We start from the raw sequence: 21,248 nt of genomic DNA on the forward strand, positions 1-21,248 counted from the left end.
TCGCGCCAGAATCAGGCCCGGAACCGGGCCTTGGCCTTGCGTGCGAAGTCGTTGGTGAAGGTAAGCGCCAGATCCACACGCTGCAGCGAGCCGGGCTCCTCGAACTGCGCCAACATGCGCGCCGCCGTGGCCGGCCCGGTCTCGGGCATCATGCCGTCGACCGTCCAGGCCTCGCGCACGCGGGCGAAGGCCGCCAGGTACAGCGCGCGGTCACCCTGAAAGTAGCGCTCGGGCACCACCTTGATGATGTCGGATGGGCCCGCCGTCTGCAGCCATTTGAGCGCGTGCACCATCGCATCGGCCATCGCCTGGCTGGCCTTGGGGTACTGCGTCAGAAAGCTCCCCGGCGCGCACAGACAGCCGGAGGGCAAAGGACCGCCAAAGACCTCGGCCGTGCCGCGCGTGCTGCGCGTGTCGGCCACCACCTTGAGCGCACCCATCTGCTCCAGTTGCGTCACGGTCGGGTCGGTGTAGCTGATCGCATCGAGCTCACCGCGGCGAAACGCCTGAACCGCCGCCGCGGCATTCGCCAACGGCACGTAGCGCACATCGGCGGCGCGCAGCCCGACCTTGCCCAGCACCAGGCTCGCCACGCGGTGCGAGGCGGCACTCGTGGCCATCACCCCCACGCGGCGGCCGCGCAGGTCGGCCACCCCGCCGTTGTGGCCCATGGTCTCCAGCGACACCCCCACCACCACCTGCGGCGCTCGCCCCTGCAACACGAAGGACTGGAGGTTCTGGCCGCGCGCCTGCAGTGCGATCGTGTTCGGGTACGGGCCGGACAGCACATGGGCCGCACCGCTCTGCAAGGCGTGCAGCGACTGCGCCACATCGGGAAACTCGCGCACCTCCACATCGATGCCTTCCTGGGCAAAGTACCCGAGGCGTTCCGCGATGGTCAGTGGGAGGTAGCAGAACGAGGAGCGGCTATCGACCGCAATCGCCAGTTTGGGCGCACCGGGTCGAGGTGTGGGTGGCGCCGCAGAGGCCGGCGCCGGCTGCGCGCGCAAGGACGGTACGGCGACCGACGCCACGCTCAACGCACAGACACGTCCCCAGTTTCGGCGACTCCACATGACCCGGTTTCCTCTCTCGGCACATTCTTTGGATGAGCCTTGAGACTAGGGGGCGGGCCGCAAACCCGCATCAGGACCAATCCCGAGCGGGTTTGTACCGAGCACTTGCAAGCTGATGTAACGGCGTCGAACGCAAGCGCGCGTCAAACGAAAAGGATCGCGAGATTGACGATCAGTGCCAGGGTCCACGCGAGGCTGCGCGCCGTGGCGAGGTTGGCCACGTACATCATGATGTAAAGCACCCGCAGCACGACAAACAGAAAGGCGAGAACGTCCAGGCGAACCTGTGAAGCGCCGAGCTGGTGCGCGATGATCACGGCGCCAATGAAGAACGGCAGCGCCTCGAAACTGTTGGCCTGCGCGGCGTTCGCGCGGGCCCGCCAGTCGCTCTGGCGCGCCAGCCATTCGCGCGGGTGCTGGTTGTCGAAACCACCATCGCGGCGCGGCTTGGAGAACGTGCCCGATTTGGCGAGCCACGCGCAGCCGATCGGCAACAGCGAAGCCACCACCACCGCCCAATACGCCACGGTCAATCCTGCCAGTTTCATGATGAAGCGCTTTCGAGAAGAAATGGCGCCGGTCAGCGCCGGTCCACCAGGGCATGGGCGATCGTGCCCAGGTCCACGTACTCCAGCTCGCTGCCTACCGGCACACCCCGGGCCAGGCGGGTCACCTGCACGTCCGTGCGGCCCTTGAGCGCCTGCGCGATCACGTGGGCCGTGGTCTCACCTTCGGCGGTGAAGTTCGTGGCCAGGATGACTTCCCGCACCTCGGGCTCCCCTTGTTCGGCCGGCGCGCTGATGCGGTCAAAGAGTTTCTGCAGACCGATGTCGCGCGGGCCCACGCCATCGAGCGGGCTGAGCTTGCCCATGAGCACGAAGAACAGGCCTTTGTAGGCACCGGTGCGCTCCATCGCTGCCTGATCGGCGGGTGTCTCCACCACGCAGAGCTGGCTGCGGTCGCGCCGGGGATCGCGGCAGGTGGGGCAGATGTCGTCTTCGGTGAAGGTGTGGCACAGGCTGCAGTGCTTCACCGAGCTGGCCGCGTGCTCCAGCGCGCGGGCAAGCTGCACGGCGCCGTCGCGGTCATGCTGCAGCAGATGGAAGGCCATGCGCTGTGCCGACTTCACCCCCACGCCAGGCAGGCGGCGCAGCGCCTGCACAAGCAGTTCGAGCGAGTGGTTTTCAGCCATCGATGAGCGAAGGAGCCCGCGCGATGGGGATCAGAACGGGAACTTCATGCCGCCCGGCAGGCCGGGCATGCCGGCCGTGAGCTTGCCCATTTTCTCGGCCGAGGTTTCTTCGGCCTTGCGCACCGCGGCGTTGAACGCGGCGGCCACGAGGTCTTCCAGCATGTCCTTGTCGTCGGCCAGCAGGCTGGGGTCGATGGTGACGCGCTTGACGTCGTGCTTGCAGGTCATGAGCACCTTCACCAGGCCCGCGCCCGATTCGCCCGTGACCTCGATGAAGGCCAGCTCGTCCTGGGCTTTCTTCAGGTTGTCCTGCATGGCCTGGGCCTGCTTCATGAGGCCGGCGAGTTGTCCTTTGTTGAACATGGTCTTCCTAACGTTCCGAGTGAAAAAAGAAAAGAGGCTCAGGCCGTGGTGATGGCCTTGAGGGTACCGGGCACGATTTTGCCGCCAAAGTCGCGCATCATGGTCTGGACAAAGGGGTCGTTCAGGATGTGCGCCTCAGCCTCGCGCTGGCGGCGCGCCGCTTCCGCTGCCACGCGGCGCGCGGGCGAGTCCGAAACGCTGCCAATCTCCACCGAGAGGCGCACCTCGTGGCCGATGGTCTTCAGCGCCGTGGCCAGGCGTTCGCGCGTATTGCCCTGGTTGAGCGAGCTGCGCTCCACGCGCAGCATCCACTGGTCCGTGTCGCGCGCGATCAGTTGCGATTGCAAGCCCAGCTCGCGCACCAGCGCGGTGATGGCTTCCGCGCGCACGAGCTGCATCACGGTCTCGAACCAGAAATCGCCTTCGACGCTGCCACCGGGCGCGGCGGGCAACACCGTTTGTGTGCCGTGTTCGTCGCGGGCCTGAGGCTGATCCGCCGGGCCGGGTTCACCGGCATCGCGCACCGGGATGGCCATGACACGGGGTGGCGCCGGTTCGGCCTCTTCCCAGGGAGGGCCATCGTCCTCGGGCCAGGGCGCATCGTCCACCGGCTCGGCGGGCATCTGCGGCGCGGCGGCGGGTGCCGACACAGCCACCGCGGAGGGCTGCGGCGCCCTCACGGGCGCGGGTGGAGCGACGGCCGGCGGCGGGTTCACCACCGGCAAACGCACCATCGGCACCGGCGTGGGCGCCAACGCAGCCGCGGGTGCGGCCACCTCCGCAACAGGCGCTTCAGCCGTTTTCAGTGTTTTTTTTTCCGCCGCGGCGCTGACAGCGGCCGTGTTGGCGGGTTTGAAGGCCATCAGCCGCAGCAGCACCATGGTGAGCGCGGCGTACTCGTCGGGGGCCAGGCCCAGCTCGCCGCGCCCATGCAGGCACAGGCTGTAGAGCAGTTGCGTCTCGTCGGCCGGCAGGCTTTGCGCCAGCCGCGCGATCTGCGCTTCATCGGGGTCGTCCAGGCCTTCGGCCTGGGCGCGGTCGGGCACGGCCTGCAGCACGGCCATGCGCTGCAGCACGCCGGTCATCTCTTCCAGCGTGGACGCGGCGTTCAGGCCATTCACGCGCAGCGCGTCCACGGTATCGACCACCGTGGCGCCATCGGCGCGGGCCAGCGCATCGATCAGGCGCAGCACATAGGAGCGGTCCACCGCGCCCAACATCTGGCGCACCGTGGCCTCCTGCAACTGGCCGCCGCCAAAGGCAATCGCCTGATCGGTGAGCGAAAGCGCGTCGCGCATGGAGCCGCGAGCGGCGCGCGACAGCAGGCGCAGCGCCTGCACCTCGGCAGGCACGTTTTCGGCTTGCAACACCTGTTGCAAATGCTCCAGCACGGTCTCGGGCGCCATGGGCCGCAGGTTGAACTGCAGGCAGCGAGACAGCACGGTCACCGGCACCTTCTGCGGGTCCGTCGTGGCCAGCACGAACTTGAGGTACTCGGGCGGCTCTTCCAGCGTCTTCAACATGGCGTTGAACGCCGTGTTGGTCAGCATGTGCACCTCGTCGATCATGAAGACCTTGAAGCGCCCCTGCACCGGCTTGTAGACCGCCTGCTCCAGCAGGGCCTGAACTTCGTCCACGCCCCGGTTGGAAGCGGCATCGAGCTCGGTGTAATCGACGAAACGGCCACTGTCGATGTCGGTGCAGGCCTGGCACACGCCGCAAGGCTCGGCGGTGATGCCACCCTGCCCGTCGGCACCCAGGCAGTTGAGCGACTTGGCCAGGATGCGCGAGACCGTGGTCTTGCCCACGCCACGCGTCCCGGTGAACAGGTAGGCGTGGTGCAGGCGCTGGGTCGTCAAGGCATTCGAGAGCGCTTGCACCACATGGCCCTGCCCCACCATTTCGGTGAAATTGCGCGGGCGGTATTTGCGGGCCAGGACGACATAGGACATGGCGACGATTCTAAGCGGCGGGGTATTGCCAGGCGATCCGGCATCGACACACCCCATCGCCTACAATCGACCTCGACGGGCCTTCCCGCATGGTGAAGCGGCCAACCGGGTCAGGTGGGGAACCAAGCAGCCCTAACTGTGAATCCAGTGCCGGGGTCAAGGCTCGTCACCTTCTTCTCATCCCACCATGTCCGTGCGCGATCCCGCCTCCATTGCCAGCTGGCATGCCCACGTGTACTTTGGTGCGGACACGCGCGATGCCGCCTGGGCTTTGCGCGAAGTCATCGCCGCCGAACTCGCCGCCCACGTGCAGATCGGGCGGTTCCACGAAAAACCGGTCGGGCCGCATCCGGCCTGGACCTACCAGGTGGCTTTCGATGCCCCCGAGTTCGCTCACGTGGTGAGCTGGCTCGCCCTGAACCACGCTGCGCTGGATGTGCTCATCCACCCCAACACCGGCGACGCGCTGAGCGATCACCGCGACGGCGCGCTGTGGCTGGGCAAGTCCTATCCCTTGAACCTGCAGGCCCTGGTGGACTGAACGGCCGGCGATGAACCCCTGGATCCTGCTCGGGCTGGCCATTGCCGCCGAGGTCGTCGGCACCTCCGCCCTGAAAGCCAGCGAGGGCTTCAGCAAGCTCTGGCCTTCGGCGATCGTCGTGGTGTCCTACGGCGCGGCGTTCTACCTGCTGTCCCTGACCTTGCGCACCATTCCTGTGGGCATCGCCTACGCCGTCTGGTCGGGCGTGGGCGTGGTGCTCATCGCATTGATCGGCTGGCTGGTGTTCGGCCAGAAGCTCGATGCCGCCGGCATGCTGGGCATGGGCCTGATCGTGGCGGGCGTCCTGGTGCTCAACCTGCTCTCGAAAAGCTCGGCCCACTGAATCAGGTGGCCAGCCAGCGGCGCACGCCCTCACCGGCCGCCACCCCACTGGCCAGGCAGGCCGTCAGCAGATAGCCCCCGGTGGGCGCTTCCCAGTCGAGCATTTCGCCCGCACAGAACAGGCCCGGTCGCGACCGCACCATCAGGCCATCGTCCAGCCCCTCCCAGCGCACGCCGCCTGCGCTGCTGATGGCTTCGTCGATGGGTCGCGCGGCGGCCAGCGTGATGGGCAAGGCCTTGAGCGCGGCGGCCAGTCGGGCGGGCTCGTGCATCGCGTCCTTGCTCAACATTTCATTGACGATGGCCATCTTGATGCCCTCCAAGCCGAGCCGGCTCTTGAGGTGGCTCGAGAGGCTGCGCGAACCGCGCGGATGCGCCACCTGGGCCAGCACCTGTTCGGCCGTGCGGTCGGGCAGCAGGTCCAGTTCGAACGTGGCCCGGCCCTCGCGCGCGATCTGATCGCGCAACAGGCCCGACACGGCATAGATCAGGCTGCCTTCGACACCGGTGGCCGTGGCGACGAATTCGCCCTTGCGCTGAAAACCGTTCCCCAGGCTGTCCGTGAACCGCACGGCCACCGACTTGAACGGCTGGCCCGCGAAACGCTCCAGGAAGAAAGGGCTCCAGCCGCCCGCCACGTCGAAGCCGCAGTTGCTGGGCTGCAGCGGCGCCACGTCAACGCCCTCGGCTTGCAGCCGGGGCACCCAGGCACCGTCGGAGCCCAGGCGCGCCCAGCTCGCGCCGCCCAGCGCAAGCACGGTGGCGCGGGACTGCACCCGCAGCGGCCCCTGCGGCGTGTCGAACACCAGGGCTGTGCCGTCCCAGCCCGTCCAGCGGTGGCGCATGTGGAAGCCCACCGGCGTGCCACCGGACTCGGGATGGCGCAGCCGGTGCAGCCAGGCCCGAAGCAGCGGCGCGGCCTTCATGTCGGAGGGAAAGACGCGCTGCGAGCTGCCCACGAACGTGCTGATGCCCAGGCCGGTGGCCCAGTCGCGCACGGCCTGCGGCCCGAAGGTCTCGAGCAGCGGGCGCAGGTGGCCTGCCTGCGCGCCGTAGCGGCCCACGAAGGCCGGCAGCGCTTCGGCGTGCGTGAGGTTCATGCCGCCCTTGCCCGCGAGCAGGAACTTGCGGCCCACCGAAGGCATGGCGTCGAACAGGTGCACGTTGAGGCCGGCGCGGCCCATGACTTCGGCGGCCATCAGGCCGGCGGGGCCGCCGCCGATGACAGCCACATCGACAGGCAGAAAAGAACTCGAATCGGTCATGAAGAACTTGATGCAGCGACCAGCTCGATGAGCCGGCCCTGAGCGTTGATGAAGGCGAGCCGCACGGCTTCACCCGGCCAGGCCTGCGCCATGGCCTGGCGGTAGCCCTCCATCTGCGCGAGCAGTTCGGGCTGGCGCTCGGGATGGGCAGCGCTCTTGTAGTCCAGCACCCACCAGTCGCCGCTGTCGCGGCGGCGCACCAGGCGGTCCAGCCGCAGCAGCTCGCCCTGGTGGAAAAGCTCGACCTCGTTGCCCCAGTGGTTGAGCGCCTCCGCATCCCAGGCCCAGGCAGCCTCGCCGCTCACGATGCGTTGGGCCATGGCGAGCACATCGCGCGCCTGGGCCGGGTCGAGCGCGAACTCGCGCGCCACGGCCTGCGTGTGTTCGGGTGCCCAATCGAAACCCTGGGCCGGCGTGGGCCGCCATTCCAGCAGGCGGTGCAGCGCCAGGCCGATGCGGTTGGCGGTGTCGTCCACGGGCGGTGCGACTTCCGCATTCACCACGGAGGCGGTCTCCACAGTCAGAGGAGGCAAGCTCGGCAGGTGGAAGACCTGGGCTTGCACCGAAGGGGGGCCATCGGCGTCGGCCGCGGGCAACGGTGCCTCTAGCGGCGCGGCCAGCGGCTGCAAGCGTGCGTACCAGGTGGTGGTGCCGCGCTTGTGCGGCTCGAAGCTGGAGATCACCAGCCGCGACTCGGCGCGCGTCAGGGCCACATAGAGGGCGTTGAGCTCCTCCAGCGAGCGCGCCTGCTGCTCCTGCTGTAAGGCGTCCACCGCGCAGTCGGGTGGCGATTTTTCGCTGGCCAGAAACACGAAGCGGCGCGGCAGCGGGTCTTCGCCCGGCCAGTCCACCAGCACGCCCATGCTCTCGGGCCGGGCGGAGCCGGAATCGGTGTCGAGCATGAGCACGGTGTGGGCTTCCAGGCCCTTGGCCCCGTGGATGGTGAGCAGGCGCACAGCGCCGGGCGTCTGCACCGCGGTGGCCTTGATGCCACCCGCCTTGAGCGCGCGCACGAAGCGGTACGGGGTGAGGAAGCGGCCGCCATCCTGCGCGAGCGACTGGGTCAGCAGGTCGCGCAGTTGGGCGAGCACGGCGGCGCGCTGGCTCGCGGGCACGGCTTGCGCGAAGCGCGCGAGCACGTCCCCATGGTCGTAGAGGGCGGACAGCGCATCGTGCGGCGGCAAGCTGAGCAGCCAACCCCGGTAGAGCGCGAGGCGCTGCGCGGTGTCCTGGAACTGCGCAGCCTGCGCCGGGGTGGAGGCGGCCGCCGCTTGTTCATCGGAGGGCAAGGCGCCGAAACGCTGCAGCACCTCCCACCACGAAGGCCGAGGGGTTGGTGAGCTCGCGCCATCGGTGCGCGGCGGCGTCCAGCGCTGGCGCAGGCGCGCGAGCTGGGCCAGGTCGTCGTCGCTCCAGCCACACAGCGGCGACTTGAGGGCCCGCGCCAGGCTCAGGTCGTGCCGGGTCGAGACCATGGCGTCCAGCAACGCCACCACGTCCTGCACCGCGGGCGCTTCGCCGAGCTCCAGCTTTTCGGGTTGTTCGCTGGCCAGGCCGCGTCCGAGCAGCGCCTCGTGCATCCGGGCCAGCCGCTCGCGGCGGCGCGACAGCACCATGATGTCGTCGGGCAGCAGGCGCCCGTCGGCCACCTCGGTGGCGATCCAATCGGCGGCCTGCCCGGCTTCCAGCGCGGCCAGGCTGTCTTCGGGCAGCACGCGCGGCGTGGTCAGGCTGTCGCGCCACACGGGCTCGCCATCGTTCCCCGATTGGCTTCGCTCCAGCAGGCTGCGTGGCAGCTGCGGCAGACACAACACCTCGCCTTGCGCGGTGCTTTCGGTGGTGTGGGGACGGTAGTCGCTGCCGTATTCGCCGGCCTGCACCGCCGCCCCCATGGCGGCGTTGAGCGCGTCCACCACCGCAGGCGCACAGCGGCGCGTGTGATCGCAACTGAGCAACGCTCCGGCCAGGCCTTGCACCACGAAGGCCTGCGCCGCCTTGAAGACCTGCGGCTCGGCGCGGCGGAAGCGGTAGATCGATTGTTTGGGGTCACCCACCAGGAACACGCAGGGCGCCTCGCCTGGGCCTGCGCCCGCATAGGCCGAGAGCCAGCCGTAGAGGGCCTGCCATTGCAGCGGGTTGGTGTCCTGGAATTCGTCGATCAGCACGTGGCGCACGCGCGCGTCCAGCCGCTGCTGGAGCCAGCCCGAGAGCTCGGCATCGCCCAGCAGGCGCCGTGCCGCGCCTTCCACGTCGTTCATGTCGACCCAGCCGCGTTCGCGCTTGAAAGCGGCAAAGCTCATGAGCAACACGCGGGCCAGGCGCGAGAGGCGCTGGTGGTGCAACCAGGCGCGGTGCTGGCGCAGGGCTTCGAGCGTTCGCAGCGCCAGTTGCTGCGCGGCGCGCACGGCCTCGATGCCGGCGAGCTTGTCGCTGAACTTGCGCGGCTCGTCCTTCTGCGTGAGCAAGGCCGTGAGCGCACCCGTGCCATCGGCCTGGCCCAGCGCCTGCTCCAGCTCGACGCCCTTGGCGGAGAAGGTCGGCGCGCTCGCGCCCCCCAGGGCCTGCGCGGCTTCGCGCAGCAGCGTGACGGCACGGGCGTCCTGCACCAGCCATTGCACCGGCTCGTCGAAACCCGCGAACTCCGGGTAGCGCCGCGCCATCGGATCGACCGATGCCTCGACCACACCCGCCGCATCGGCCAGCGCGAACTCCACGCGCTTGTCGAGGGTCTTTTTCAGTGCCACCAGCGTCTGGTGGCGGCCGTGCTCGGCCACGCTGGCCATGAAGTCCTCTCGCTCGAGTGGACTGGCGGCGAGCGCCGCGTAGAAACGCGGCCAGACCTGGGCCACCGCGCGCGCGTCGTCTTCGAGCAACTCGTACTGCACCGGCAACTGCAGTTCCTGCAGCACCGACAGCGGCGCTCCGCGCAGCAACGCGGCGAACCAGCTGTGGAAGGTGCGCACCTGCACGGGACGACCCATGGCGGTGACGCGCGCGTACAGGCCTCGGGCCTCGGGCACGCGCCGCCGGGCATCGGTCTCGCTCAGACCACGCGCGCGCAACTCATTGGCCAAGGCGTCGTCGGCCAGCGTGGCCCAACGGCGCAGCTCGGCGTTGAGCCGGTCGCGCATTTCACCGGCCGCCTTCTTGGTGAAAGTGATCGCGAGGATGTCCTGCGGCGCACAGCCGTCGAGCATCGCGCGCAGGATGCGCGAGACCAGCATCCAGGTCTTGCCCGCGCCGGCACAGGCTTCCACGGCAATGCTGCGCGCGGGATCGCAGGCCAGCGCATAGAAGGCTTCGCGCGCGGCGGGCGCGCCGTTGATGCGGTAGGCGGGTGCCGTCATGCGGGCGTCCAGAAATCTTTGCGGCACAGGCCCCGTGCGGCGCAGAAGTCGCACACGCGGCCTTCGCCGAGCGCCGGCATGGGCTGGCCGGCGGCCACGCGCGCCATGTCGTGTGCAAGGCCGGCCTGCAGGTGCTCACGCGCCATCAGCACGTCCGGTTGCTCCACGAGCCAGGTGGGGCCGTCCTTGCCACCGTCGCCGCGTTTGTCGGTGATGCTGAGGTAGGCGGCGCGCAGGTTGTCGTCGGGCAGCAGGGCCGCGTAGAAGGCCAGCTGGGTGTCTTCCAGTGGCTCTTTCACGCGGTCGTGGGTCTTGCTGCGGCTTTCGGTCTTGTAGTCGATCACGAAGGGAATCGGTCCTTCGGGGCTGTGCTGCGCATCGATACGGTCCAGCTTGCCGTAGAGCTTCCAGGGTCCTGCGTTCGCGACGCGTTCGGCCTCGGCCTGGACGAAGCGCGGGCCCGGCCGGTCGTCGGTGGCTTCGAAACCGGCCAGCCAGTCCAGATAGCCCTCGCGCAGCGCGGGCCACACCGCCTGGTAAGGCAGGAAACCGGCCCCACCCTCGCCCGCGTTCAAGCCCATGGCGGTGGCGGTCTCGTCGGCCAGCCGGTCAAGCCAGGCCTGGTCCACGTCGCGTCCCGGGCGGGCGTCGCCGCGCTGCTCATGGAAGGCGCGCAACACCGCGTGCAACCAGTTGCCCATGTCGCGCTGATCCGGCTCGGCTTCGAGCTCGGCGGCCTCGACCAGGCGCAGCTGGCGCAGCGCGAAGAAACGGTAGGGGCAATCGCGCAAGTCCTGGTAGGCGCTGGCCGAGAGCGACTCGGGCAACACATCGCTGGCGGAAGGCGTGGGCCTCGGTTGGGTCGCTGGCGTGAGCGGGCGCAGGTCACGTGGATCCACCCCTGGTTGCACCGGCAACGCCTGTACCCAGGCACTCGGCAGCACGGCCTCGCCGCGCTCCTGCGTGCGCCACAGCAGATCCAGATGCGGCAAGGCGAGCGTGGCCCGCCAGGCACTGGCCGAGGCCTGGGCCAAGGCCTCGCGGGACGACAGGCCCAGCAACTCGCGCTGCGCCGTCGTCCAGTCGCCGGGTGGCTCTGGGCTGGGACTCAGGTGCGTCTCGTCGCAACCCGGCACCACGGTGGCGGCGAAAGGCCGCCCCAGCAGCTGCGCCATGGGCAGAACCACCACGGCCGCGTCGCCCGCGCTGCGGGGCATGAAGCTCGCCCCCTCCAGCACATCGCGCACCCAGGCGGTGAAGGCGCTGAGGGACAGGCGCGCACCACCGCGCGTGGACCCTTCCACCGCCTGGGTCACGCCGGCCAGCTCCATGGCCGCGCCTTCGCCCAGACGCAAGGTCTGCACCAGTTGTTGTCCGGCGGGATCGCTCTCGAACGAGGTCCACAGGCCACAGGCCTTGAGCGCCGCGGCCAGGTCGCCCAGCCACATCGTCAAGGGTCTTCCCACCTGCAAGCCCTCGAGCCAGGCAGGCAGGCCTTCGGGAATCACCGCGGCAAGCCGCTCGTGCTGCAGCGCGGCCTTCCAGCGCGACACACCCGCTTCGCGCGCGAGCTGTTCCAGTTGCTGCACCTGCGCCTCGGGCCAGGCCTTGGCCTGCTTGAGCAGGTCCAGCACATCGTCCATCGAGGCGCGCGCATCGACCGCGCGCAGCACGCTCATGAGTTGTGCGGCCGCGTGGGTGGTGGAGAGCTTCCAACCGGTCTCGTCGCGCACCGACACACCCACACGGTGCAGCATGGCGCTGACGCGCCGGGTGAGCAGTCGGTCGTTGGCCACCAGCGCCACCGGCACGTGTCCGTGGTTGACCTGCGCGATCACACAGGCCGCGGCGCGCTGGGCTTCGTCTTCCGCGTCGCCGCAGGCATGCAGACCCGGCAAACCGCTGGCGCCATCGTCCATTTCGCCGAGCGACAACACCAGCGATTGTTCACCCCAACGCGCGGCCAAGGCCATGGCCAGCGGGTCTTCCTGAAAGCCCTGCAGCACCACCAACAGATCGGCGTGGCCGCCGGGCTGCGCCATCGGTGCCCACAGCACATCGGTGGCATAGGCGGAGGTGCTCACCCAAGTCAGCGCCAGCGTGGCCAACAGCCCCTCCCAGTACAACGAGGAAGCGGCGGGCGCCAGCGACGCGCGCAGCGGTTCGGCCCAGGTCAGCCGTTCCTCGGGCGGCAGCGCGGCGGCCAAAGGAGCCAGCTGTCGCGCGGCCTCCACGAGGCGGCCCACCATGATGGCGCGCAAGGCGGCATCGGCACGCGCGGGTGCCACGCGTTCGATCAGGGCCGCGGCCATCAGGCTGTCGCGTGCCATGTCCATGCTCAGATCGCCCGGACCCGGCAGGAAGGGCCGCAGGCTGGCGGCCCAGTTGCGGCTGGATTCGAAACGCGGGGCAAACCCGCTCGGGTGCGACGCCGCCCAGGCCTTGCGCCCGGCGTCCATCAATTGGGCATAGGACACCAGCACCACCACACGGCTGGCGGGCACGGCACGGTCCTGCATGGCCTGATCGATGTGCGCGATCCAGCGCGCCCATTGGCGCATCGATGGATGGCCCTCTCCCGCGGCCGGCGAACCGGCCTCTCGGATCGAGCTTACAGGCGTCATGGAAATGGGTGTTTCTGTCACAATGATGCGGACCGTGCGCTCAGAGGGTGTGAGAACACCTTGAACTGCTGGCATGTGACCCAAACTGTAACCCCTCCCCGTTCAACGACTTTTAGGATGAATCATGGCCAGCGACCTGATCAAACACGTTTCCGATGCCAGCTTCCAGGCTGATGTGCTGGAGGCCGGAGCGCCGGTGCTGGTGGACTTCTGGGCCGAATGGTGCGGCCCTTGCAAGATGATTGCGCCGATCCTCGATGAAGTGGCCGGCTCGTACAACGGCAAGCTCAAGATCGCCAAGCTCAACGTGGACGACAACCGCGACGTGCCCGCCAAGTTCGGCATCCGCGGCATCCCCACGCTGATGCTGTTCAAGGATGGCCAGCTGGCCGCCACCAAGGTCGGCGCCGTGAGCAAGGCGCAGCTCACCGCCTTCATCGACCAGCAACTGGCCTGATGCCTTGCTGAAGGGTGCCCGGGTGCAACGCCCGGGCACGGTTTCCCCGGCCCCCTATTTCCTGTCATAATTTGCTTCAGCGGGCCTGACAGACGCCCGCCCTTCTTTCCGCGCACCGTCCGCCATCCGGACGCCGGCGCCCCCTCCCCCGGTTTTGACTCAACTCCCTTTCGGAGTGAATTCCATGCACCTTAACGAACTCAAGGCACTGCACGTGTCTGAAGTCCTCAAGCAGGCCGAAGCGCTTGAGATCGAAAACCCTGGCCGCATGCGCAAGCAGGAGCTGATGTTCGCCATCATCAAGAAGCGCGCCAAGGGCGGTGAACTGGTGTATGCGGACGGCGTGCTGGAAGTGCTGCCCGACGGTTTCGGCTTCCTGCGGGCCCCGGACACCAGCTACACGGCGAGCACCGACGACATCTACATCTCGCCCAGCCAGATCCGCCGCTTCAACCTGCACACCGGCGACATGATCGAGGGCGAGGTGCGCATCCCCAAGGACGGCGAACGCTACTTCGCCCTCAACAAGCTCGACAAGATCAACAGCCTGCCCCCCGAGGACAACAAGCACAAGATCATGTTCGAGAACCTGACGCCCCTGTTCCCCAAGGAACAGATGCGACTGGAACGCGACATCAAGAGCGAAGAGAACATCACCGGCCGCGTGATCGACATCATCGCCCCCATCGGCCGCGGCCAGCGCGCGCTGATCGTGGCGCCGCCCAAGAGCGGCAAGACGGTGATGATGCAGCACCTGTGCCACGCCATCACGGCCAACCACCCCGAGGTGGTGCTCATGGTGCTGCTGGTCGACGAGCGCCCCGAGGAAGTGACCGAGATGCAGCGCACCGTGCGCGGCGAGGTCATCGCCTCCACCTTCGACGAACCGGCGGCCCGCCACGTGCACGTGGCCGAGATGGTGATCGAGCGCGCCAAGCGCCTGGTGGAGCTGGGCAAGGACGTCGTGATCATGCTCGACTCCATCACCCGCCTGGCCCGTGCCTACAACAACGTGCTGCCCTCCAGCGGCAAGGTGCTCACCGGCGGCGTGGACGCCAACGCCCTGCAACGGCCCAAGCGCTTCTTCGGCGCGGCCCGCAAGATCGAAGAAGGTGGTTCGCTGACCATCATCGCCACGGCCCTGGTCGACACCGGCAGCCGGATGGACGAAGTGATCTTTGAAGAATTCAAGGGCACCGGCAACTGCGAAATCCACCTGGACCGCCGCCTGTACGAAAAACGCGTGTTCCCCTCGATCCAGCTCAACCGCAGCGGCACGCGCCGCGAGGAATTGCTGCTTCAGCCCGAAATTCTGCAAAAAACCCGCATCCTGCGTCAATTCATGTACAACATGGACGAAATCGAGGCGATGGAGATGGTGCTCAAGAGCATGAAATCGACCAAGAACAACTCCGAATTCTTCGACATGATGCGTCGGGGCGGTTAAGGCTATAATCCAAGGCTTTGCTATTTGCGGCAAGTACAACGAAACGGTTTCGTTGCGGCTGCGGCACCTGAACTGAAAGAAACGCCATGAAAGACGGTATCCACCCCAACTACCGCGAAGTCTGCTTCCAGGACCTCTCCAACGGTTTCAAATTCGTGACCCGCTCCTGCGCGAACACGAAAGAGACCATCAAGATGGAAGACGGCCGCGAGCTGCCGCTGTACAAGCTGGACACCTCCAGCGAGTCGCACCCCTTCTACACCGGCACGCAAAAAAGCGTGGACAACATGGGTGGCCGCGTCGAGCGCTTCCGCAACCGTTACGCCAAGACCGCCAAGTAAGCGGCGTGTGCCCGGGCTTTTCCCGGGTGTCCGCACCTTGCTCAGAAAAGCAGCCCGATCCGGCTGCTTTTTTTTCGCCCCTGTATATTCGCCGCAGTGAACCAGCCCACCCCCGCCATCGTCACTCAGTCGGCCGTGCGCCGTCTGCCGCGGCTCGCGCTCATTCTGTTCTGCGTGGCCTATGTGCTGCCCGGTTTCCTCGGCCGCGAGCCCTGGAAGAACGCCGACGTATCCGCATTTGGCGTGATGCTGGAAATGGCCGCCGGCCACAGCGGCTGGTGGAGTCCCCAGGTGCTGGGTCTGGCGGTCGAAGAAGCCGGTCCCCTGCCCTACTGGCTGGGCGCGGCCTTCATCCGGCTGCTGCCCTTCGTCTCACCCGATTTCGCGGTCCGCATCCCGTTTGCCTTGCTGCTGGCCCTCACGTTGATCTGCACCTGGTACACGGTGTACCACCTGGCACGCCAACCCGCCGCGCAACCGGTGGCCTTCGCCTTCGGTGGCGAAGCACAACCCACCGACTACGCGCGCGCCTTGGCCGATGCAGGCCTGCTGGCACTCATGGCCTGCCTCGGCCTGGCCCAGCTCTCGCACGAAACCACGCCCGACCTGGCCCGCCTGGCCTGGGTGTCGCTGCTGCTGTTCGCGGCGTCGCGGCTCGCGCACGCGGGCAGCCGTCGGCCGCTGCGCAGCGTGTTCGCCTGGGGTGTCGCCGTGCTCGGGCTGGTCTTCAGCGGCGCGCCCTGGATCGCGGTGCTGCTGGCCAGTGGACTGCTTCTGATTCTGTGGCTCTCGCGCCGCACGCCCCCCTCGTCCGTTCCGCAGACCGACTGGTTGCTGGAGACACCTGTCTCGGGGCGCGACCCGCTGCTGTCGGCGGCGCTGTCGCTGGTGGTGGTGTTCGTTGTGGCGATTTACCTCGGTCAAGTGCCCGCCCCTGCCCTGCAAACGCCCTGGGCCGAAGTGCAATGGCGCAGCTGGGGCAAGCTGCTGGTGTGGTTCACCTGGCCCGCCTGGCCGCTGGTGCTCTGGACCTTGTGGCGCTGGCGCCACCAGTTGCTGCGGCCTCATGTGGCGCTGCCCTTGTGGGCGGCGCTGGTGAGCGTCGCGGACAGCGCGCTGTCGGACGAACGGGATCGCGCCTTGCTGTTGGGCCTGCCCGCGCTGGCTTCGCTGGCGGCCTTCGCCCTGCCCACCCTGCGCCGCAGCGTGGCCGCGCTGGTGGACTGGTTCACGCTGGTGTTCTTCTCGGGCTGTGCGCTGGTGATCTGGGTGATCTGGCTGGCCATGCAGACCGGCGTTCCCGCCAAGCCCGCCGCCAACGTCGCCCGCCTGGCGCCCGGGTTCGTGCCCGAGTTCTCCTTCCTGCTTTTCGCCGCCGGTGCGATCGCGACGGCCGCCTGGCTCTGGCTCGTGGCCTGGCGCGTCGGCCGGCACCGCCAGGCGCTGTGGAAGAGCCTGGTGCTGCCCGCGGCCGGCAGCACGTTGTGCTGGCTGTTGTTGATGACGCTCTGGCTGCCTCTGCTGGATTTCGGCCGCAGCTACGGTCCGATCTCGCGGAGCATCGCGCGCCTGGTCTCGCCCCAGAGTTGTGTGCTGGTCGATGGCCTGAGCCAGGCGCAGATCGCGGCCTTGCAGTACCACGGCCGCCTGGAGTTGGTGCGCACAGGTGCCTCGGATGAAAACCGGTGCCGCAGCCTGGTGGTGGATCCCGAGAACCAACGCTCACTGGACCAGCGCGTCGACCTCACACAATGGGCTTTCAAGGCCACGGTGCGTCGGCTGACCGACAACAAGGAAAGCCTGCTGGTCTACCAGCGCGTCAGCCGCTGACGCGCTCGCGCACCCGCGACGGGGGCAAGGCAATCGCGAAAGTCGAGCCTTCGCCCAGGACACTCTGCACCTCGATGTGGCCGCCATGGCGCTGCGCCACGTGCTTGACGATGGCCAGCCCCAGGCCGGTGCCGCCGGTTTCCCGCGAACGGCTGCGGTCCACGCGGTAGAAGCGCTCGGTCAGGCGCGGCAGGTGTTCTGCGGCCACGCCCGGCCCCGTGTCGTTGACGAAGAACTCCACCCAACCGTCCGCACGCCGCCGCCAGCCCGAGCGGATGCGTCCGCCGCCCGGCGTGTAGCGCACCGCATTGCTCATCAGGTTCGACATCGCGCTCAGCAACTCCGTGCGGGCACCCGAGACCCAGAGATCGGGGCCATCCAACGGTTCGATGTCGTGCGGCGTGGCGGCAATCGCGTGCGTCAGCCCCCTCGCCTCGGCCACCACGTGGTTCAGCAGCTCGTCGGCATCGATCCACTCGCCCGGCCCGGGTGCGGGACTGCCTTCGAGCCGGGAGAGGGTCAGCAAATCGCTCACCAGGGTCTGCATGCGGTGGGCCTGCTGGCTCATGAGATCGAGGTAACGCGTGCGGTCCGCCTCTTCCAGCGGGATGCTCTGCATGGTCTCCACGAAGCCGCTGAGCACCGTGAGCGGCGTGCGGATCTCGTGCGACACGTTCGCCACGAAGTCGCGCCGCATCGTCTCGGCCAGCTGCACGGCGGTCACATCGCGCGTGATCATCAGCTTGCGCTTCTTGCCATAGGGGTGGATCTGCAGCGAAATCTTGGTGGGCTGCGACGGCCGTGGGCCAGGCCCGTCGATCTGGATCTCGTGGCCGAAATCGCCTCCCGCCAGGTAAGCGGTGAAGGCCGGGTTGCGCACCAGATTCCTCACGTACTGACCGAGATCGCGCTGGGGGTCGAAGCCGAGGTGGTTGGCGGCGGTGAGGTTGGACCACTCGATGCGTCCGGAAGAATCGAGCAGCACCACGCCATTGGGCGAAGCCTGGATGGCGGCCAGGAAATCTTCCAGGCGCGCGTCGCTGCTCTGCGCCTTTTTCTCCAGCTTCTTGATGACCTTGCGGCAGCGCTCCACGAGCTCGCCCCATGCGCCGCTGAGATTGGGGGCCCGGGTCGCCTCGCCCTTGTTGAGCCAGCGCATCACGCGCCGTGCCCTCAGGCCATCCACGAAAGACCACACCAGAGCGCCCACGAGGCCGCCAGCGAAGGTGATACCGGGCGACTCATGGGCCCAGCCCCAGACCGCTCCCAGGGCGACCAGGAGCAGCAATTCAATGGCACGACGGGTCATGCGGCCGGGATCGGGGCGCCTTGAGCCGGTTTTCCGGTGTGATTCATCGCCGTGAGGCGGTAGCCCGCGCCGCGCACCGTTTCCACCATGCCGGACGCTTCACCCAATGACTCTCTCAATCGCTTGACGTGCACGTCCACGGTACGCTCCTCGATGAACACATGGTCTCCCCAGACCTTGTCGAGCAGCGTACCACGGGTGTGCACCCGCTCGGCGTGTTTCATCAGGTAGTGCAGCAGCTTGAATTCCGTGGGCCCGACCTTGAGTTCCACACCCCGGAAGGTCACGCGGTAGGTGGCGGCATCCAGCGCCAGTTCACCCACCTGCACCGAGTCGTTCACGATCTCGGGGGCCCGGCGGCGCAGCACGGCGCGGATGCGCGCGAGCAGCTCCTGGGTGGAGAAGGGCTTGGTGATGTAGTCATCGGCACCGGCATCCAGGCCCTGCACCTTGTCGCTCTCGTCGCTGCGCGCGGTGAGCATGAGGATGGGCACGGTCTTGGTGCGTTCGTTCTTGCGCCACTGGCGCGCCAGCACGGCGCCGCTTTCGCCAGGCAACATCCAGTCGAGCAGGATCACGTCGGGCAGCACCGCATCCACCTCGCGCTGGGCAGCGGCGCCATCGAACACCACAGTGGGCGCGAACCCGTTGTGGCGCAGGTTGACCGCGATCAGTTCGGCGATGGAGGGTTCGTCCTCGACCACGAGAACGCGTGGCAGCTTTCTCATCCGACCACCGACTCCACGGCCGACATGGGCACGTGCCGCACGTCTTCACCCTTGACGATGAAGATGATCTGTTCCGCGATGTTCTTGGCATGGTCGCCCACACGCTCGATCGACTTGGCCAGGAACAGCAGATCCAGGCTGGGCGAGATGGTGCGGGGGTCTTCCATCATGTAGGTGATGAGCTTGCGCAGGAAGCCGTTGTACTCGTGGTCGATCGCGTCGTCGCCCTTGATGATGGCCACCGCCATGGCGGTGTCGAGGCGCGCGAACGAATCGAGCGACTTGCGCAGCAGCGCGGCGGCCAGGTCGGCGGCCATGCGCAGCTCCGAGCTTGGCAGGTTGCGCGGCGAGCCATTCTGGATGATGGACTTGACCATGCGGGCGATGCGGGCCACCTCGTCACCGGCACGCTCCAGGTTCTGCGTGGTGCGGGAAATGGCCATCAGGAAACGCAGGTCGCGGGCGGTGGGCTGGCGACGGCCGATGGTGGAGATGATCTCGTGATCGATCTGCACTTCCATCTGGTTGATGCGGTTTTCGTTCTCCATCACCTGCTCGGCCGATTCCAGGCTCATGTGGATCAGCGCATAGACCGCCTGGTGCAGCTGGGACTCGACCAGGCCGCCCATTTCGAGCACGTGCGTGGAAATGGAGTTCAGCTCGGCGTCGAACTGGCTGGAGATGTGTTTGTCGGTCATGTAGGGCCTCCTTGGGTCGCTGAATGAGCGGGCTCAGCCGAAACGGCCCGTGATGTAGTCTTCCGTCTCCGTCTTGTTCGGCTTGAAGAAGATCTGCTCGGTCGAACCGAATTCGATCAGCTCGCCCAGGTACATGTAGGCGGTGTAATCGCTGCAGCGGGCAGCCTGCTGCATGTTGTGCGTGACGATGGCGATGGTGTAGTCCTGCTTGAGCTCGTGCACCAATTCTTCCACCTTGCCGGTGGAGATCGGATCCAGCGCGGACGTGGGTTCGTCGAGCAGCAGCACCGAGGGCTTCACGGCCACGCTGCGCGCGATGCACAGGCGTTGCTGCTGGCCGCCGGAGAGCGACAGGCCGCTCTGGTTGAGCTTGTCCTTGACCTCGTTCCAAAGGGCCGCCTTGGACAGCGCCCATTCCACCCGATCGTCCATCTCGCCGCGGCTGAGATCTTCGTACAGCTTCACGCCGAAGGCGATGTTGTCGTAGATCGACATCGGGAACGGCGTGGGCTTCTGGAACACCATGCCGATGCGCGCGCGCAGCAGGTTGATGTCCTGCTTGGAGTCCAGGATGTTCTGGCCGTAGAAATTGATTTCGCCCTCGGCGCGCTGGCCGGGGTACAGGCTGTACATGCGGTTGAGCGTGCGCAGCAGCGTGGACTTGCCGCAACCCGAGGGGCCGATGAAGGCGGTGACCTTGCGCTCCTCGATGTTCATGTTGACGTTCTTCAGGCCCTGGAACTTGCCGTAGAAGAAGTTCAGGTTGCGCAGCTCCAGCGCATTCTTGGCGGTGGCCGTGGCGGCCGAGGCAGTGGCGGTGTTGGGCATGGTCGGTTCCGTGTCGGGTATTCGGTTGTGCGGGGACGGGGCTCAGCCCGCCTTCTTTTCGCGCAGGAAGACCCGCGCCACGATGTTGAGGGCCAGCACCGAGAGGGTGATCAGCAACGCGCCCCCCCAGGCCAGTCGAATCCAGTTGTCGTAAGGGCTCAGGGCGAACTGGAAGATCACCACTGGCAGGTTGGCCATGGGCGCACCCATATCGGTGCTGAAGAACTGGTTGTTCAGGGCGGTGAACAGCAGCGGCGCGGTTTCGCCGCTGATGCGGGCCACGGCCAGCAACAAACCGGTCATCACGCCGCTCTTGGCCGCGCGCAGCGTCACCAGCGTGGCCACTTTCCAGCGCGGCGCGCCCAGGGCGAAAGCCGCTTCGCGCAGGCTGCCCGGCACCAGGCGCAGCATGTTCTCGGTGGTGCGAACCACCACAGGCACCGCGATCAGCGACAGCGCCAGGCTGCCGGCCCAGCCGGAGAAGTTGCCCAGCGTGGCCACGGCGATGGCGTACACGAACAAGCCCAGCACGATGGAAGGGGCCGACAGCATGATGTCGGTCACGAAACGCGTGAGCTCGGCGGTCTTGCTGGTATCGCCGTACTCGGCCAGGTACACGCCGGCAAAGATGCCGATGGGCGTGGAAACCAGCACCGAGAAGCCCACCATCATCAGGCTGCCGACGATGGCGTTGGCCAGGCCGCCGCCATCCGTGCCCGGCGCCGGCGTGGACTGGGTGAACATGTTCCAGTCCAGCGCGGCCAGGCCGTTGCTGAACAGCACGCTGAGGATCCAGAGCAGCACGAACAGGCCCAGCACCATGGCGCCCATGGACAGGGTCAGGCCGATGGCATTGGCGCGCTGGCGGCGCTTGTAGAGGCGGTGGTTGAATTCCATGGTGTGGTGTC

19 protein-coding genes and 1 other RNA gene are annotated in these 21,248 nt (G+C 67.5%); 7 read left to right on the plus strand and 13 right to left on the minus strand.

The features are described 5' to 3' along the window. Window positions 1-11: 11 nt before the first annotated feature. From AC3WPZ_RS04790 to dnaX, 5 genes are all read right to left on the minus strand, one after another. Window positions 12-1,076: an ABC transporter substrate-binding protein gene (locus tag AC3WPZ_RS04790; protein ID WP_382157427.1), complete on the minus strand. Its 1,065-nt coding sequence runs from the start codon at window positions 1,074-1,076 to the stop codon at window positions 12-14. A gap of 143 nt (window positions 1,077-1,219) precedes the next feature. Continuing rightward, window positions 1,220-1,624: an MAPEG family protein gene (locus AC3WPZ_RS04795; RefSeq protein WP_291120797.1), complete on the minus strand. Its 405-nt coding sequence runs from the start codon at window positions 1,622-1,624 to the stop codon at window positions 1,220-1,222. 32 nt (window positions 1,625-1,656) lie between these two features. After that, window positions 1,657-2,268, minus strand: coding sequence for a recombination mediator RecR (recR, locus tag AC3WPZ_RS04800; protein WP_291120795.1), 612 nt, complete (start codon window positions 2,266-2,268; stop codon window positions 1,657-1,659). A gap of 30 nt (window positions 2,269-2,298) precedes the next feature. Then, the gene (locus tag AC3WPZ_RS04805) at window positions 2,299-2,631 is read right to left on the minus strand and encodes a YbaB/EbfC family nucleoid-associated protein (RefSeq protein WP_066266019.1); all 333 of its coding nucleotides are present in this window, start codon (window positions 2,629-2,631) and stop codon (window positions 2,299-2,301) included. 38 nt (window positions 2,632-2,669) lie between these two features. Next, complete coding sequence (gene dnaX / locus AC3WPZ_RS04810; RefSeq protein WP_444686700.1) at window positions 2,670-4,583, minus strand: DNA polymerase III subunit gamma/tau; 1,914 nt, start codon at window positions 4,581-4,583, stop codon at window positions 2,670-2,672. A 74-nt stretch (window positions 4,584-4,657) separates the two neighbouring features. Here dnaX and ffs point away from each other — a divergent pair. From ffs to AC3WPZ_RS04825, 3 genes are all read left to right on the plus strand, one after another. Then, an RNA gene (ffs, locus tag AC3WPZ_RS04815) (signal recognition particle sRNA small type) lies at window positions 4,658-4,754 on the plus strand. 16 nt (window positions 4,755-4,770) lie between these two features. Beyond that, complete coding sequence (locus AC3WPZ_RS04820; RefSeq protein ID WP_382157423.1) at window positions 4,771-5,124, plus strand: DOPA 4,5-dioxygenase family protein; 354 nt, start codon at window positions 4,771-4,773, stop codon at window positions 5,122-5,124. A 10-nt stretch (window positions 5,125-5,134) separates the two neighbouring features. After that, window positions 5,135-5,467 carry an SMR family transporter gene (locus tag AC3WPZ_RS04825; protein ID WP_382157421.1) on the plus strand — a complete coding sequence of 111 codons (333 nt, stop codon included), beginning with the start codon at window positions 5,135-5,137 and terminating at the stop codon, window positions 5,465-5,467. A 1-nt stretch (window position 5,468) separates the two neighbouring features. Here the strand turns inward: AC3WPZ_RS04825 and AC3WPZ_RS04830 are convergent, their stop codons facing one another. Genes AC3WPZ_RS04830 through AC3WPZ_RS04840 form a run of 3 tightly spaced genes read right to left on the minus strand, consistent with a single transcriptional unit; the run spans window position 5,469 to window position 12,702 of the window. Continuing rightward, window positions 5,469-6,731: a TIGR03862 family flavoprotein gene (locus AC3WPZ_RS04830; protein ID WP_492438426.1), complete on the minus strand. Its 1,263-nt coding sequence runs from the start codon at window positions 6,729-6,731 to the stop codon at window positions 5,469-5,471. After that, a complete protein-coding gene (locus tag AC3WPZ_RS04835; RefSeq protein ID WP_444686702.1) occupies window positions 6,728-10,078 on the minus strand; it encodes a UvrD-helicase domain-containing protein in 3,351 nt (1,116 codons plus the stop codon). The genes AC3WPZ_RS04830 and AC3WPZ_RS04835 overlap by 4 nt, the downstream gene beginning before the upstream one ends. Then, window positions 10,075-12,702 (minus strand): PD-(D/E)XK nuclease family protein, encoded by a 2,628-nt coding sequence (locus AC3WPZ_RS04840; protein WP_444686703.1) that lies wholly within the window; start codon window positions 12,700-12,702, stop codon window positions 10,075-10,077. Before AC3WPZ_RS04840 ends, AC3WPZ_RS04835 begins: the two co-directional genes overlap by 4 nt. Before the next feature lie 124 nt (window positions 12,703-12,826). Between AC3WPZ_RS04840 and trxA the strand changes: the two genes are divergently transcribed. From trxA to AC3WPZ_RS04860, 4 genes are all read left to right on the plus strand, one after another. Continuing rightward, a complete protein-coding gene (trxA, locus tag AC3WPZ_RS04845; protein WP_291120781.1) occupies window positions 12,827-13,159 on the plus strand; it encodes a thioredoxin TrxA in 333 nt (110 codons plus the stop codon). 184 nt (window positions 13,160-13,343) lie between these two features. Further along, on the plus strand, window positions 13,344-14,606 hold the full coding sequence (gene rho, locus AC3WPZ_RS04850; RefSeq protein ID WP_159594444.1) for a transcription termination factor Rho: 1,263 nt from the start codon (window positions 13,344-13,346) through the stop codon (window positions 14,604-14,606). Between the two features lie 86 nt (window positions 14,607-14,692). Beyond that, window positions 14,693-14,947: a type B 50S ribosomal protein L31 gene (locus AC3WPZ_RS04855; RefSeq protein WP_382157412.1), complete on the plus strand. Its 255-nt coding sequence runs from the start codon at window positions 14,693-14,695 to the stop codon at window positions 14,945-14,947. 96 nt (window positions 14,948-15,043) lie between these two features. Next, window positions 15,044-16,777, plus strand: a complete 1,734-nt coding sequence (locus AC3WPZ_RS04860) for an ArnT family glycosyltransferase (protein ID WP_444686704.1) — start codon at window positions 15,044-15,046, stop codon at window positions 16,775-16,777. Here the strand turns inward: AC3WPZ_RS04860 and phoR are convergent. From phoR to pstA, 5 genes are read right to left on the minus strand one after another with little or no spacing between them, the layout of a single operon-like run. After that, on the minus strand, window positions 16,767-18,086 hold the full coding sequence (gene phoR, locus AC3WPZ_RS04865) for a phosphate regulon sensor histidine kinase PhoR (RefSeq protein WP_382326557.1): 1,320 nt from the start codon (window positions 18,084-18,086) through the stop codon (window positions 16,767-16,769). The genes AC3WPZ_RS04860 and phoR overlap by 11 nt on opposite strands. After that, window positions 18,083-18,814, minus strand: a complete 732-nt coding sequence (phoB, locus tag AC3WPZ_RS04870; RefSeq protein ID WP_382157405.1) for a phosphate regulon transcriptional regulator PhoB — start codon at window positions 18,812-18,814, stop codon at window positions 18,083-18,085. The genes phoR and phoB overlap by 4 nt, the downstream gene beginning before the upstream one ends. Further along, window positions 18,811-19,512, minus strand: a complete 702-nt coding sequence (gene phoU / locus AC3WPZ_RS04875; RefSeq protein WP_382157403.1) for a phosphate signaling complex protein PhoU — start codon at window positions 19,510-19,512, stop codon at window positions 18,811-18,813. Before phoU ends, phoB begins: the two co-directional genes overlap by 4 nt. Before the next feature lie 33 nt (window positions 19,513-19,545). Continuing rightward, window positions 19,546-20,340: a phosphate ABC transporter ATP-binding protein PstB gene (gene pstB, locus AC3WPZ_RS04880; protein ID WP_382157401.1), complete on the minus strand. Its 795-nt coding sequence runs from the start codon at window positions 20,338-20,340 to the stop codon at window positions 19,546-19,548. 42 nt (window positions 20,341-20,382) lie between these two features. Next, entirely contained in the window at window positions 20,383-21,237 is an 855-nt protein-coding gene (gene pstA / locus AC3WPZ_RS04885; RefSeq protein WP_382157399.1) for a phosphate ABC transporter permease PstA, read from the minus strand. Window positions 21,238-21,248: the final 11 nt, after the last annotated feature.

Source organism: Hydrogenophaga sp. FW305-3-2-15-A-LB1 (assembly GCF_058787875.1).